The organism is Nocardioides sp., assembly GCF_035703625.1.
In the GTDB taxonomy this organism is placed as follows: Bacteria; Actinomycetota; Actinomycetes; order Propionibacteriales; family Nocardioidaceae; genus Nocardioides.
Genome location: NZ_DASSXS010000022.1, coordinates 1 through 13,846, shown reverse-complemented (window position 1 = coordinate 13,846; position 13,846 = coordinate 1). Strand labels below are relative to the sequence as shown.

Below are 13,846 nucleotides of genomic sequence, written 5' to 3'. Positions count from 1 at the left end.
TTGCGACGCGCTCGAGCGCGCCAACATCACCAAGCCCTTCCCGATCCAGGAGATGACCCTCTCCGTCGCGCTGATGGGCACCGACCTGATCGGCCAGGCGCGCACCGGGACCGGCAAGACCCTGGCCTTCGGCATCCCGGTCCTGCAGCGCAGCGTCGCGCCGCACGACCCCGACTACTCCGAGATCCCGCAGGGGAAGCCCCAGGCACTCGTCGTGGCGCCCACCCGCGAGCTCGCGCTCCAGGTGTCCAAGGACCTCCACCTCGCCGGCGCCGATCGCGGCATGCGGGTCCTCACCGTCTACGGCGGCGTCGGCTACGAGCCGCAGCTCGAGGCACTGGCGTCCGGGGTGGACATCGTCGTCGGCACGCCCGGTCGGCTGATCGACCTGGCGAACCGCCGTTCGCTCGACCTCTCCCACGTCCACGCCCTGGTCCTCGACGAGGCCGACGAGATGCTCGACCTCGGCTTCCTGCCCGACGTCGTGAAGCTGATCTCGATGACCCCCGAGACCCGGCAGACGATGCTGTTCTCGGCCACCATGCCGTCGGCCATCGTGAGCCTGGCGCGGATCCACATGCGGCACCCGATGAACATCCGGGCGGAGTCGTCCGCCGACACCGAGATGGTGCCGGCGACCGCCCAGTTCATCTACCAGACCCACGACCTGGACAAGCCGGAGATCATCGGCCGCGTCCTTCAGGCCGAGGGCGCCGACAAGATCATCGTGTTCACCCGCACCAAGCGCCAGGCCCAGCGCGTGGCCGACGACCTGGCCGAGCGCGGCTTCGCGGCGAGCGCCCTCCACGGCGACATGGCGCAGGTGGCGCGCGAGAAGGCCCTCACGAAGTTCCGTGAGGACAAGCTCCGCGTGCTGGTCGCCACCGACGTGGCCGCCCGCGGCATCGACGTCCAGGGCGTCTCCCACGTCATCAACTACAGCTGCCCCGAGGACGAGAAGACCTATGTGCACCGGATCGGCCGCACCGGTCGTGCCGGCGCCACCGGGATCGCGATCACGTTCGTCGACTGGGCCGACCTGCACCGCTGGAAGATGATCAACAAGGCGCTCGACCTGCCCTTCGACGAGCCCCAGGAGACCTACTCCACCTCCGACCACCTCCTCCACGACCAGGGCATCGCGCCCGGCACGAAGGGCCGCATCGTCGACCCCGCGCCGCCGGCCCCGCGCCCCGATCGCGACGACCGGAGCAAGAAGCCGTCCGGGAGCCGACCGGCCCGCAACCGGAGCCGCACCCGCACGCGCGGCGGCAAGCCGGTCGACGACCAGGGACCGGGCTCTGCCAGCGGCGACGCGGAGAAGAAGCCGGGCTCCGGCAACCGGAACCGCCGTCGACGCCGTCGTTCCTCCGGCGGCGCCGGAAGCACCAAGCCCCCGACCCCGGCCTGACGCTGACCCGCCCGAAACTTTCGGGCGGGTCAGCGCTCACGTGGTGACGACGACCGTCGTGCCGAGGGGGGCGAAGGCCCACAGCCGCTTCGCGTCGGCGCGACGCTGCCGGATGCAGCCGTGCGAGAGGGGCGTCCCGAGCTCGTCGACGGACTGCACCGGCTCGCCGTCGTCGACGGGGATGTCGTGGAAGCCGATGGCGGCATTGTCGCCTTGGGCGAACCGGACGAAGTACTTCATCGTCCCGGAGTCGTCGATCCCCCAGGCCTGCTCCGAGCGCGAGTAGACCTCGTAGGTGCCGGGCTCGAGGTTGTCGTAGACGCTCCCCGACACGAGGTAGGTGTGCTGCACCTCCTCGCGCGCGTCGACCAGCCACACCCGCTGCTGGCCCTCGCTGAACACCACCCGCCGGCCGTCTCCGGAGCCCGCCGGCAGCGCCGGCGCTCCGGCTGCCGCGTCGCTCGCCGTGGGCGTGCCCTGCAGGGTCGCCGGCCGCCTGCTGTCGGCCCGGGCCGCGCCCAGGTCGACCGTGCCGCGGGTCTCGGCCACGGTCTCCATGGTCGGACGCCCCTGGGGCCCCTCGGCCGCGGAGGGGAGTACGCCGACGCCGCCGAGGACGGCGAGTGCGGTCACCGACGTCGACGTGGCCGCGACCGCCATCCGGCCGTAGCGGGGACGGACCTGCCGTGCGGCTCGGGCGCCCACGTCAGCGGCCCTTCGTCGACTTTCGTGGCCGCTTGGCGCGGGTCACGAGGTTCTCCGCGACCTCACGGTAGGCCCTGGCTCCCTTGCTGCTGCGGCTGGTGGCGAGGATGGACCGGCCCGCGGCCGGGGCCTCGGCGAACCTGATCGTCTTGGGGATGGGCGGCTCGACGACGTCGAGCTGGTAGGTCTCGGAGATGGTCTCGAGCACGGTCCGGGCGTGGTTGGTGCGGCCGTCGTAGAGGGTGGGGAGCACGCCCCACACCTCGAGCCTGCGGTTGGTGAAGCGGCGTACGTCGTGGACGGTGTCGAGCAGCTGGCCGACCCCGCGGTGGGACAGGGTCTCGCACTGCAGGGGCACGAGCACCCCGTCGGCGGCGGTCAGCGCCGCCACGGTGAGCACTCCCAGCGAGGGCGGGCAGTCGAGCAGCACCCAGTCGTACTCGACCTCGGAGTCCTCGAGCATCTCGAGGGAGGTCTTGATGACGTGCTCACGGCCGGTACGGGTGAGCAGGTCGGCCTCGGCCCGGGCCAGCTCGATCGTGGCCGGCAGCAGGTCGACCCCGTCGTCGGTCTCGAGGATGACCTCGATCGGGTCGAGGCCCTTCGTCAGGACGTGGTGGACCGACAGCTCGAGGTCCTCGGGGTCGATGCCCAGCGAGAAGGTCAGGCACGCCTGCGGGTCGAGGTCGACGAGGAGGACCTTGTGGCCCAGCTCCCCCAGCGCCGCCCCGATGGACGCGACCGATGTCGTCTTGGCGACGCCGCCCTTCTGGTTGGCGACGGCGAGTGTGGTAGTCATCAAGGGACATTGTGCCGGACGGGCTTGCCGAGATCGCGACGACACAGTTTGCTGGACGCGTGTCTTCATCTCTCGTCACCGGCGCCACGGCCGGCATCGGTCACGCGTTCGCCACCCATCTCGCCCGCCGGGGCGACGACCTGGTGCTGGTCGCTCGCGACCGCGAGCGCCTGGAGTCGGTCGCCAAGGAGCTCCGCGACGAGTACGACGTCACGGTCGAGGTCCTGCCCGCCGACCTGACCGACCGGTCGGAGCTGGCCACGGTCGAGGCACGGCTGGCCGATCCCGCCCGGCCGATCGACCTGCTGGTGAACAACGCCGGGTTCGGGCTCAAGGAGCGGTTCCTCGTCAACGACGTGGAGGCCGAGCAGGCCATGCTCGACGTGCTGGTCACCGCCGTGCTCCGGCTCAGCCATGCGGCGCTGGGCCCGATGGTCGAGCGCGGCCACGGCGGGATCATCAACGTCTCCAGCGTGGCGGCGTTCCTGCCCCGCGGCACCTACAGCGCGGCGAAGGCCTGGGTCAACCGGTTCAGCGAGTGGGCGGCCAACGAGTACCGCGACCAGGGCGTCACGGTGACCGCGCTCTGTCCCGGCTTCACCAAGACGGAGTTCCACGAGCGGATGGGCGTCAAGCGCGGCACCGGCTTCATGTGGCTCGACGTCGACATGCTGGTCGAGAGGGCGCTGTCCGACTTCGACAAGGGCCGGGTGTTCTCCATCCCGGGCGCCCAGTACCGCGCCGTCGCCGGCGCCACCAGGCTGATCCCCTCCCGGGTGCTGCAGACCTTCCAGTCGATGGGCCGCAGGTAGCCCTCAGGCCCCGGTGACCAGCTCCGGGGCCGCCCGCCCGCTGCGCTCGGCGCTGGCCGCGGCCAGCTCCATCAGCCTGGCGAACTCGTCCGGGTCGGTCGTGTTGCACCCGAGGTCGTGGCCGGCCTTCCCGGCGCCGTGGTGGTCGCTGGAGCCGGTGGCGACGAGGCCGAGGTTGCGAGCGATGGCGCGCAGGGCGCGCCGCTCCGCCGGGCCGTGGTCCTGGTGGTCGACCTCGATCCCCGCCAGCCCGAGGTCCGCGAGCTCCCCGAGCGCGGACTCGTCCAGCGTGGTGCGCTCATGCCTCCCCCACGGGTGGGCGACGACCGCCACTCCCCCGGCGGCCGACACGATCCCGACCATCTCGGCCAGTGACGTCGCGTAGCGGTCGACGTAGGCCGGGCGGCCGGCGGCGAGGTACCGCGCGAACGCCTCCTCCCGGTCGCGCACGGCACCCAGCCCGACCAGGGCGTCGGCCACGTGCGGCCGTCCGGTGGCGGTGGCGGCGCCGGCCACGCGCCGTACGTCGGCGATGTCGATGTCGATGCCGCACTCCCGCAGCCTCTGCACCATCTCCGGGACCCGCGCGTCCCGGCCGCCCAGCACCCGGGTGAGCTCCGCCAGCAGTGGCGGGTAGGTGGGGTCCGGCAGGTAGGCCAGCAGGTGCACGCCCCGCCCTCCGGCATGTCGGGTGCTGATCTCCATCCCGCGGACGAGCGTGATCCCGGCAGCGACCGCGGCCTCGGCCGCCTCGTCCCAGCCGTCCGCGGTGTCGTGGTCGGTGAGCGCGAGGACGTCGATCCCGGCCGACACCGCCGCACCCACCAGGTCTGCGGGCGACTGCGTGCCGTCGCTGGCCCGGGAGTGGGTGTGGAGGTCGATGCGCACTCGCGCAGCCTATGCCGCGACAGCACACCATCCTCGGCACGGACGCGACCGCCCTCGACCTGGGCGACGTCGGCGGGCCGGGCCGCTCGATCGCGGCTGACGGGCTCACCAGCCGGGCCGCGGACCCCCGAACGGCATCTCGACCAGCGGCACGCCGACGTCGGACACGTCGCGCAGGATCCAGTCGTCGCGCAGCAGCAGCATGGCCGAGGCCGGGCGGAGCGTCAGCCACAACCACCGGCCGACTGCCTCGCCCGCGACCACCGACCGGTCCAGCTGTCCGCTGGTCGCGCTGGTGGAGACCGGCCACAACGGCGTGGTCTGGCTGCCGATGCGCACCTTGACCGGCGGCGGCCCCTCGCCCAGGCCGGGCCCCGGGTCGTCGCCGGCCAGCCCCGCGACCCGTGCGCCCAGCCCGACGCCGGCTTCCTCGGCGACCACGAACACGTCCACGGGCCCGTCGAGCTCACTGGTGCCCGAGCAGCAGGTGATGGTGGCCATCGGCCGCCCGGACCGGGCCGTCACGACACCGAACTCGGTGACCGCCCACCCGGGACTCATGGGCCAGGGCAGGTAGGTCGGGAACTCGCCGGAGACGCGCAGGTGCTCGGTGAACTCGACGTACGACGCCTCGCGGGGGAGCCACAGCGCGGGGATGGTCCCGTGCACCGGGCACTCGGCGCCCTTCCCGACCTGCTCCACCACCTCCCGGCACCGGGGGCACGCCACGACGAGAGACATGGATCAACCGTTGTCGTGAGCGCGCGTGCGCGTCAAGGCCGGGCCGGGGTGTTCCACCGGAGCACGACCGGTGTCTCCCGCTCGTAGCCGAGGACCGAGAGCGTCGCCGTGTCCAGCCGGAACAGGCGTCCGTCGGTGACGGGCAGCCCCAGCCACCTGGCCGTGAGCGCGCGCAGCGCATGGCCGTGGCCGAAGACGAGGGCGTCGCCGTCGCTCCCGCGCAGCCGGGTGAGCACCCGGTCGAGCCGTTCGGAGACCTCTGTGGCCGACTCGCCGCCCGGTGACGGGTGGGTCCAGACCGTCCAGCCCGGCACCTGCTGCCGGATCTCGTCGGAGGTGACCCCCTCGTAGTCGCCGTAGGCCCACTCGGCCAGGTCGTCGTCGGCCTCCGCGTCGCCGTGGCCGGCGAGCTCGGCCGTCTCCCGGGCCCGTCGCCGGGGACTGGTGAGGACGAGCGCGAAGTCGCGGTCGAGGGAGGGCCGCAGCCGGCGGGCGACGTCGGCGCCGTCCTCGGTCAGCGGGAGGTCGGTCGTGGAGGTGTGGCGGTGGTCGCGGCTCCACTCGGTCTCGCCGTGGCGGACCAGCCACACCTCCGGATGTGGCACGGCCGCCTCACTCGGCCGCAGGACCCGGCCAGTTCTTGTCGGGCTGCGGAGTCGGCCGTCCGGGCTGCTCCCCGCCGCGCTCCTCGAGGTAGCTGTTCTTGGGCACCATCACCTTGCGGCGGAAGATGCAGACCACCTTGCCGTCCTGGTTGTAGCCGATCGTCTCGACGTGGACCACGCCGCGATCGTCCTTCGACTTGCTCTCCCACTTGTCCAGGACGCTGGTCTCGCCGTAGAGGGTGTCGCCGTGGAAGGTGGGCGCGACGTGGCGCAGCGACTCGATCTCGAGGTTGGCGATGGCCTTGCCGGAGATGTCCGGGACGCTCATGCCGAGCAGGATGGAGTAGACGTAGTTGCCGACCACGACGTTGCGCCCGAACTGGGTGGTCTCCTCGGCGTAGTTGACGTCGAGGTGCAACGGATGGTGGTTCATCGTGAGGAGGCAGAACAGGTGGTCGTCGTACTCCGTCACCGTCTTGCCCGGCCAGTGCTTGTAGGTCGCACCGACCTCGAACTCCTCGTAGCTTCGCCCGAACTGCATGCAGGCATTGTGCCGTCGCCCCACGATCGTCAGGTCACCGGGTCTCGACACGCGGGTCGACCGCCGTGGGAGGTGCGCTTACGCGCCCCCGCCCCCGGCCTTGCGCCGGTGCATCTTGGGAGCCGCCCCTCCGGTCACCTCGGGTCCGTGCGCCTTCTCCTTGTGGCCGGCCGAGTCCTCGGGGTGGTCGTGGCCCCGCTTGCGATCGAGGGCCTCACGCATCTTGGCCTTGAGGTCGTCGTTGGCATGCGATTCGGTCATGCGTCCTCCTGCGGTCGGCGAACAAGCCCCCATCCTCGCACGCGCCGCAACCACCTGGCCGGGGCGACGCCCCGACCCCGTCACGGCGGGATCAGGGCAGCTTGACGGCGATCCGGCCGCTGGAGATGGGAAGGAGGAGCAGCTCGTCATCGATCGATGCCAGGTACTCCTCGGTGGCCTTCCGGGCACCCTCCCAGTGGCCGAAGTCATCGAGGATCAGCACACCACCCGGGACCAGCCTCGGGTACAGCTGCTCGAGCTCGTGCTTGGTCGACGCATACCAGTCGGTGTCCAGACGGAGGACGGCGATCCGCTCCGGCGCACTCGCCGGGACCGTGTCCTCGACGAGCCCCTCCACGAAGTGGGTGCGCTCGGCGGGGTAACCGGTCTCGGTCATCGCCTCCCGCACGTCGTCGAGTCCGGCGTAGGCCCAGACGGCGTGACCGCGACCGTGCCGCTCGAGCAGGTCCTCGGCACTGTGTCCATCGCTGATCCGCTTGTCGTTCTCGCCAGGAGGAGGCATCCCCTCGTAGGTGTCGAACAGGTAGAGGTCCCGGTTGGCACTCTCCAGCTCGAGCAGCGTCCAGGCGACGGCCTGCATCGAGCCTCCCCGCCAGACCCCGCACTCCACCACGTCCCCCTCGACGCCGGCAGCGACGACGTAGCGGATCGACTGCACCAGCGCGAAGAGCTTGACCGGGGAGGTCATCGTCCTGGGCGTGACGCGTCGGATCAGGTCGGCAGCCCACTCGTCGTAGTGGTCGGGCACGTGTACCTGCCGCTGTCGCTTGTCAGCGGGCCGCTTCGTCCCGACTCCGGGGTTCGCCGCCGGCTGAGCGCCCTTCGGGGGGCGCGCACCTCCGGGTGGCACCACGCGATTCAACTGGTAGCCGGTCGTGCGGCGCAGGACGTCGTTCACTGCCTGCTTCCAGGCGGGGGCTTGGGACGGTCGGCGCATGGGGGGAGCATAGTGGCTGCGGGGAATCGCAACGCGCCAGGGTCGAGCACCACCTCGGCCGGGACGCGTCAGGCGCGCTCGCTGAATTCGGCGTTGTCAGGAACCGGCCGTCCGCTGTCGGAGGTCTCGCGCAGCGCCCGCAGCAGGTCGGCGCTCAGGTCGGCCGCATGCTCGAGCACTTCCCGGTCCGGGATGCCCTCCGGTTGCCGGAGAGTGCTGTCATGGGTCACCGAGTTGAGCTCCTCGATGTCGCCGACCACGTGGTATCCGCGCTTGACCAGCTCCTTGGCAGCCTTGCGGCTGCGCTTGCGCAGCGTCTTGAACTGCTCGGCGCTCAATCCGATCCGTCCGCCCTTGCGGGGGACGAGCAGCGTGTGGGACAGATAGCGTCGCAACCAGCGGTACCCGGACCACATGTGCTCGTCGGCCTCGACGGCCTCGCGCAGCCGGGGTCCGAGCACCTCCAGGAGTCGGGCCGACTCGACGCTGAGCGACTCGTTGGCGCGAGCCCCCGCCGAGACATCGACCACACCGTCGGCGATGCCGACGACGGAGGCGAAGCGTTGCCACAGCTGGTCCGGTTCGTCGCGTCGCGTCGGGACCGTCACGACGTGCACGCGTGCCGGATCCAGCCCCGCGGCCCAACGCTCGAGGACCCACGCCGGGTCCAGGGTCCAGTAGCCCCACCGCTCCCCCGGCGGCTCGAGCCCCGAGATGAAGTCGGCGAGACTGCCGCCCCGGCCCAGCTTGAGCGTCTCCTGCCATCCGGCCGGGACGACCGAGACCAGGTCGCGAGCGGTGACGACCACATGGACCTCGGCCTCGCCGAAGCGGGCCACGGCCTCACGCGCCCGGGCCGGCCCTGCCAGGGCGAACCACTCGTTGCTGAGGAGGGCTGTCCCGGGGTGATCCATCACCTCGGCGTGCAGGCGGTCCCAGACGGTCGTGACCCGACGCGGAGCCCACCCGGACCGGACGGCCGCGGCTGCCTGGTTGTGCTCGAACGGACGCGCGCCGGGCAGCAGCACGCCCGCCTCGGCCAGCCGGGCCCGGTTCGCCCACAGCAGTGTCTGCAGGTACGTCGTACCAGCCTTCGGCGTGCCGACGTGGAGGATGACCCGATCAGCCACGTCTCTCCTGGCGCAGCTGCTCGATCAGGCGCACCCAGTCCTCCGCGATGTTCTCGATCTGATACTGCTGCGCGTCGACCAGCGCCTGCTCACCCATGCGATCACGCAGCTCGTCGTCACGCATGAGCGTCGCCAGCGCCTTGGCCAGGCCGGGGATGTCGCCGTCCGGGACCAGCAGGCCGTTGCTCCCATCGACCACGATCTCGCCGGGGCCGCGCGGACAGTCGAAGCTCACCAGCGGTGTGCCCTCGGACAGCGCCTCGATGAGCGTCATGGGGAAGCCCTCGACCCGCGAGGACATCGCGAAGAGCGCGCTCCGGCCGAGCTCGGCCCGCATGTCCGTGGTGTAGCCGGGCAGCTCGACCGCGGCACCGGTCGCTTCGGCCTGTGCCCGCAGGGATCCTTCGAGTGCGCCCTTGCCGTAGATCCGGCAGGTCCAGTCGGGGAACTCCTCCTGGATCAGCGACCACGCCTCGATCAGCCGCTCGTATCCCTTGACCTCGGAGAGCCGACCGGCCGCCATCACCACCTTCTGGTCGTGCGGGGGGCGCTCGGTGGCGACCGACCACGGGACGGCGTTGCGGATGACCTCCAGGTGAGCGCCGGGATGACGACGGCGGTAGTCGGCAGCGTCGGCCTCGGTGAGCACGACGAACGCGTCCAGGCCGGGCATGGCACGGTCGATCGACCGCCCGGTGTGGTGGTGGGGGCCGGAGTAGCGGGTCGGGAAGTTGAGGTGGTCCCAGCCGATCCGGATCAGTCGCTTCTCCGGGGCCAGGAGCAGCGAGCTCGGGTGGAGGGACGGCCGGGTCGAGATCAGGATGTCCCCGTCCTGCATCGCTTCGAAGGCGGAGCGCATGGCAGCGTCCGACGCCGCCGAGTAGTTGTCGCTGTTCGACAGCACGGTCGGCTGCGAGGCGAGCTCCTGCAGGTGCGGCGGGTAGACCGGATTCCGGGGCTTGGCGTGCACGAGATAGGTGAGCTTGACCCGCGGATCGAGCTCGAAGGTCGGCTTGCCGCGGTTCCGGTAGACGCTGAGGATCTCGACGTCGTAGTGGTCCGCCAGGGCGTTCGCGACGGTCAGGGTGGTGCGGGCGACGCCGCCGATCCCGTCACCGGTGAACACCAGGAAGCACACCCGCGGTCGACGGTTTCGGCGTACCTGCTTCACACGCTTCGAGGCCGTGCGCGCTCCCGCCTTGACCCGGCGCGCGGCCTTCGTGGTCAGCGGCGTCAGCCTGCGCTCCAGCTCTGCCACCTGCCCTCGTGAGTTCCTGAGGTCGGCGCGAGCCTTGTCGAGGTCCTCCTGGAGTCGTGCCTGCTCCTCGCGGCCGGCCTCGATGCGCTCGGCGTAGGAGGCCATCAGGTCCGCCACCGTCTCGAGACTCTCACCCAGGAGCACGGCGTCGTCCACGGTCTCGCGCGCGCTGCTGCTCGCCCGGCTCAGGTCCTCGGGCACCAGGAGCTCGGCCAGGTCGCCGTGGACGGTGACACTCTGGCCACGGAGCGACTCGACGATGTCGGCGGATCGCTGACGAGCGAACTCCAGGTCGTCGCCGCCCAGGGCCAGCGGCGTGCCCGAGCGGACGCCGAGGATCTGGTGCGCGAGCAGGAACACACCCACGTCGGTGTAGGCGCCCGGGAAGGGCACCCGGTCACCGAGTCGACGGTTGACCTGCTGCAGCAGGACGGCCTGCTCCAGCCCGAGCGAGGTGTTCTCGCGGGGGACGTCGATGGAGAACGCACCCGCGTCGAGCCCGAGGACGCCCGCGAACCGCTCCCACAGGAGCCCGCGTGGTGCACCCGGTGGCGGCACCGTGATGAGGTGCGCCTGCTCGCGGGGCAGCCCACCAGCCCAACGCTCCAGGATGTCGGCGTAGTCCTGCGCGGCCCACAGCCGGCGGGAGACCTGCGACTCCGGATCACGGGCCCTGGCCATGAAGGTGCCGAACTCCATGGTGGACCGATGCTTGATCCGCTCCTGCCACTCGGCAGGCAGCTGTCGCGCCAGATCGCGCGCGGTGAGGATGACGTGCGGCTGGTAGCCCAGCTCCGTCAGGTCACCGATCGCGGCGCGCGCCCGGTCCTGTGGAGAGGCGGCCAGCAGCTCGTGCGAGATCAGCAGATCGCCCGACCAGCCGTCCGCCGCTGCCAGGAGACGGGCCCAGGCGCCATCGATCTTTTCCGGGAACCGGGCCCGCTGAGGCGCCCCGCGGACGTCGAGGGCGGCCTGGAAGTGTTTCTGCCGGCTCGCGCCGGGCACTCGCACGCCCACGTTCTCGAGCTCTCCGCGGCTGCGCCAGATGACTGCCTGGAGGAACGTCGTACCGGTCTTCGGGCTTCCCACGTGCAGGAAGGCGCGTCCTCTCATGACGGACACACTAACTCGGCGCTGCGGTGTTCGAGCCACGCGGCTGGCCTCCAGCGGTCGGTGCCACAAGAGCCCCTCCACTGCGGGTGAGGAACCCCCGCCGACGGGGGACGAGGACGGCCTCCGTGACGGTCCCAGGCACCCCGGTGGCGGTCACGCCGCGGCCTGCTAGTCGAGGATCTTCCCGCGCACCCGGGCGGTGACCCGGGCCGGCCACCAGCGTCGCTGGAACTCCAGCTGCTCGTGCAGGCTGGACACCTCGTCAGCCAGGCGGCTCTCCCGCTCCAGGGCTTCCCCCCGCTCGGTCTCCAGCCGCTCGTTGGCCATGAGCAGGTCCCGGGTGCGGAGCAGCATCTCGGCCACCACCTCGGGCAGTCCGGACAGCATGTCGGAGTCGGTGGCGGCGTCAGGGTGCCGGGCAGACTCGTCACCGACGACCGGGAGCAGCTCGGAGAGGTCCCCGTGCACCGCGAAACCACCCGACCGGACCTGGTCGATCCACCTGCGCGCGACGACGGAGAGCCGTTCTGCCATCTCCGGCGGGGTGACCGGACGCGGCGACCGGGCGCGGCTGAGCAGGGTCTGGGCAAACCAGCGCTTGGCCACCCGGGAGCGCCAGGGCTGCTCGAGCCGGCCGTCGAGAGCCTTGAGCACGTGCCGGAGGACCGCGACCTGGCCGATCCCGAGCGACTCGTTGCGCAGCGGCACCTCGCCGAGGTCGACGGCTGCCGGATCCAGGCCGAGGGCGTCGGCGAAGCGTCCCCACAGAACGTCGGGAGCGGCCCCGCTGGGCGGCGTGACGACCACGTGGATGCGCTCCGGGGGAGCCAGCGCCTGCCAGTGGCCCAGGTGCGCCATGAGGTTCTGGCTCGGCCAGAAGTCGGCCTCGTCGACCTCGTCGACATCGCCGTCCGGCAGGTGCCGGAGGATCCCGGCGGCGTACTTCTCGAAGGTGAAGGTGGCGCCGTTCTTGACCCGCTCCTGCCACTCCGCCGTCAGGGTCCGCGCCAGGTCCCGGACGGTGATGACGACATGCACCTCGAAGTCCTCGACGAGCTCCTTGATCCTCCGGATCTGGTCGTCGTCGGCCCATCCGAAGATCTCGTGGCTGATCACCACCGTTCCGCCGATGCGTCGTCCCCGGCGCAGCAACCACTCGAAGGTGCCCTCGACCTCTTCGCGTTCCAGCCCCCACCGCTCGGGCGAGCCCGCCATCTCGACGGCGGCGTGGAACATGCCCTCCTGGCGGACGAAGGGATAGACGTACGCCTGGTCCTTGAGCGCGCCGCGGTTGGTGCCGAGCACCGACTGCACGTAGGTGGACCCGCTCTTGGGCAGACCGATGTGGAGGTAGAGCCGCTCGGGACGGTCCTCCTCTGTCATCAGCACCAGTCCTCGCGTAGTCCGGTCGACCAGTCGGTCTCAGCGCAGCTTGTAGTCCTCGAGCAGGCGGCGCCCGATGATCATCTTCTGGATGTCGGAGGTGCCCTCGCCGATCAACATGAAGGCGGCCTCCCGGTAGAGCCGCTCGATCTCGTACTCCTTGGAGTAACCGTAGCCGCCGTGGATGCGGAAAGAGTCCTGGACCACCTCGTTGCAGTACTCGCTGGCAAGCATCTTGGCCATGCCGGCCTCGACGTCATTGCGCTCCCCCGCGTCCTTCTGGCGCGCGGCGCGCACCATCATGGCGTGGGCGGTCTCGACCTTGGTGGCCATCTCCGCGAGCCGGAAGAGGATCGCCTGGTGCTGGGCGATCGGCTTGCCGAAGGTCTCGCGCTGCTGGGCGTAGGAGATGCCGAGCTCGAAGGCGCGGTTGGCGACCCCGACGGCGCGGGCAGCGACGTTCACGCGGCCGACCTCGACGCCGTCCATCATCTGGTAGAAGCCCTTGCCGGTCTTGCCGCCGAGGACCTGGTCGGCGGAGACCTGGTGGTTCTCGAAGATCGCCTCGGTCGTGTCGACCCCCTTGTAGCCCATCTTGTCGATCTTGCCGGGGATGGTCAGGCCGGGAGCGGTCTCGCCGAAGCCCGGCTCCTTCTCGACCAGGAAGGTCGTCATGTTCTTGTAGACCGAGTCCTCGCCCTCGTCGGTCTTCACCAGCGTGGCGACGAGCGTGGAGGAGCCACCGTTGGTCAGCCACATCTTCTGGCCGGTGATCTCGTAGCCCTCGTCGGTCCGGGTCGCCTTGGTCTTGATCGCCGAGACGTCGGACCCGAGTCCGGGCTCCGACATCGAGAAGGCGCCGCGGACCTCGCCCGTGGCCATCCGGGGCAGGTACTTCTGCTTCTGCTCCTCGGTGCCGTGCTGCATCAGCATGTAGGCGACGATGAAGTGGGTGTTGATCACGCCGGAGACGCTCATCCAGCCGCGCGCGATCTCCTCGACGCACAGCGCGTACGTCAGCAGCGACTCGCCGAGGCCGTCGTACTCCTCGGGGATGACGAGGCCGAAGATGCCGAGCTCCTTGAGGCCCTCGACGATCTCGGTGGGGTACTCGTCCTGGTGCTCGAGCTCCTGGGCAGCGGGGATGATCTGCTCATCCACGAAGACCTTGACAGCCTTCAGGATCTCGGACTGCTCCTCGGTGAGGCCCTCGGTCTGGGCGAGACGTGCCATGCGTGAAT

The 13,846-nt window shown here is 70.9% G+C and carries 14 protein-coding genes; 2 read left to right on the top strand and 12 right to left on the bottom strand.

From position 1 onward, the window contains the following. On the top strand, positions 1–1,411 hold a 1,411-nt coding region (locus VFN12_RS01095; RefSeq protein ID WP_325116690.1), incomplete at its 5' end, for a DEAD/DEAH box helicase. A gap of 36 nt (positions 1,412–1,447) precedes the next feature. Here the strand turns inward: VFN12_RS01095 and VFN12_RS01090 are convergent. Next, the gene (locus VFN12_RS01090; protein ID WP_325116689.1) at positions 1,448–2,116 is read right to left on the bottom strand and encodes a L,D-transpeptidase; all 669 of its coding nucleotides are present in this window, start codon (positions 2,114–2,116) and stop codon (positions 1,448–1,450) included. A gap of 1 nt (position 2,117) precedes the next feature. Next, positions 2,118–2,915 carry a ParA family protein gene (locus VFN12_RS01085; protein WP_325116688.1) on the bottom strand — a complete coding sequence of 266 codons (798 nt, stop codon included), beginning with the start codon at positions 2,913–2,915 and terminating at the stop codon, positions 2,118–2,120. Positions 2,916–2,974: 59 nt separating this feature from the next. On the opposite strand from VFN12_RS01085, the gene VFN12_RS01080 reads away from it, so the two are divergent. Further along, the gene (locus VFN12_RS01080) at positions 2,975–3,727 is read left to right on the top strand and encodes an SDR family oxidoreductase (protein WP_325116687.1); all 753 of its coding nucleotides are present in this window, start codon (positions 2,975–2,977) and stop codon (positions 3,725–3,727) included. A 3-nt stretch (positions 3,728–3,730) separates the two neighbouring features. On the opposite strand, the gene VFN12_RS01075 is transcribed toward VFN12_RS01080, so the two are convergent. From VFN12_RS01075 to VFN12_RS01030, 10 genes are all read right to left on the bottom strand, one after another. Continuing rightward, positions 3,731–4,615: a PHP domain-containing protein gene (locus VFN12_RS01075; RefSeq protein WP_325116686.1), complete on the bottom strand. Its 885-nt coding sequence runs from the start codon at positions 4,613–4,615 to the stop codon at positions 3,731–3,733. 105 nt (positions 4,616–4,720) lie between these two features. After that, positions 4,721–5,356, bottom strand: coding sequence for a DUF6758 family protein (locus VFN12_RS01070; RefSeq protein ID WP_325116685.1), 636 nt, complete (start codon positions 5,354–5,356; stop codon positions 4,721–4,723). Between the two features lie 32 nt (positions 5,357–5,388). Then, positions 5,389–5,961, bottom strand: coding sequence for a histidine phosphatase family protein (locus tag VFN12_RS01065; RefSeq protein ID WP_325116684.1), 573 nt, complete (start codon positions 5,959–5,961; stop codon positions 5,389–5,391). A 7-nt stretch (positions 5,962–5,968) separates the two neighbouring features. Continuing rightward, a complete protein-coding gene (locus tag VFN12_RS01060) occupies positions 5,969–6,502 on the bottom strand; it encodes a MaoC family dehydratase (RefSeq protein ID WP_325116683.1) in 534 nt (177 codons plus the stop codon). Positions 6,503–6,580: 78 nt separating this feature from the next. Beyond that, positions 6,581–6,763 carry a DUF5302 family protein gene (locus VFN12_RS01055; protein WP_325116682.1) on the bottom strand — a complete coding sequence of 61 codons (183 nt, stop codon included), beginning with the start codon at positions 6,761–6,763 and terminating at the stop codon, positions 6,581–6,583. Between the two features lie 91 nt (positions 6,764–6,854). Beyond that, on the bottom strand, positions 6,855–7,532 hold the full coding sequence (locus tag VFN12_RS01050; RefSeq protein WP_325116681.1) for a TylF/MycF/NovP-related O-methyltransferase: 678 nt from the start codon (positions 7,530–7,532) through the stop codon (positions 6,855–6,857). A gap of 257 nt (positions 7,533–7,789) precedes the next feature. Next, positions 7,790–8,851 carry a hypothetical protein gene (locus VFN12_RS01045; protein WP_325116680.1) on the bottom strand — a complete coding sequence of 354 codons (1,062 nt, stop codon included), beginning with the start codon at positions 8,849–8,851 and terminating at the stop codon, positions 7,790–7,792. Then, entirely contained in the window at positions 8,844–11,222 is a 2,379-nt protein-coding gene (locus VFN12_RS01040; protein ID WP_325116679.1) for a glycosyltransferase family 4 protein, read from the bottom strand. The genes VFN12_RS01045 and VFN12_RS01040 overlap by 8 nt, the downstream gene beginning before the upstream one ends. A gap of 168 nt (positions 11,223–11,390) precedes the next feature. Then, complete coding sequence (locus tag VFN12_RS01035) at positions 11,391–12,605, bottom strand: hypothetical protein (RefSeq protein ID WP_325116678.1); 1,215 nt, start codon at positions 12,603–12,605, stop codon at positions 11,391–11,393. 39 nt (positions 12,606–12,644) lie between these two features. Further along, positions 12,645–13,838, bottom strand: coding sequence for an acyl-CoA dehydrogenase family protein (locus tag VFN12_RS01030; protein WP_325116691.1), 1,194 nt, complete (start codon positions 13,836–13,838; stop codon positions 12,645–12,647). Between the last annotated feature and the right edge of the window lie 8 nt (positions 13,839–13,846).

Excerpts from the sequence above, each read along its gene's own strand:
- VFN12_RS01085 (WP_325116688.1), bottom strand. The coding sequence starts at position 2,915 with ATGACTACCACACTCGCCGTCGCCAACCAGAAGGGCGGCGTCGCCAAG.
- VFN12_RS01040 (WP_325116679.1), bottom strand. The coding sequence starts at position 11,222 with ATGAGAGGACGCGCCTTCCTGCACGTGGGAAGCCCGAAGACCGGTACG.
- VFN12_RS01030 (WP_325116691.1), bottom strand. The coding sequence starts at position 13,838 with ATGGCACGTCTCGCCCAGACCGAGGGCCTCACCGAGGAGCAGTCCGAG.
- VFN12_RS01055 (WP_325116682.1), bottom strand. The coding sequence starts at position 6,763 with ATGACCGAATCGCATGCCAACGACGACCTCAAGGCCAAGATGCGTGAG.
- VFN12_RS01060 (WP_325116683.1), bottom strand. The coding sequence starts at position 6,502 with ATGCAGTTCGGGCGAAGCTACGAGGAGTTCGAGGTCGGTGCGACCTAC.
- VFN12_RS01070 (WP_325116685.1), bottom strand. The coding sequence starts at position 5,356 with ATGTCTCTCGTCGTGGCGTGCCCCCGGTGCCGGGAGGTGGTGGAGCAG.
- VFN12_RS01035 (WP_325116678.1), bottom strand. The coding sequence starts at position 12,605 with ATGACAGAGGAGGACCGTCCCGAGCGGCTCTACCTCCACATCGGTCTG.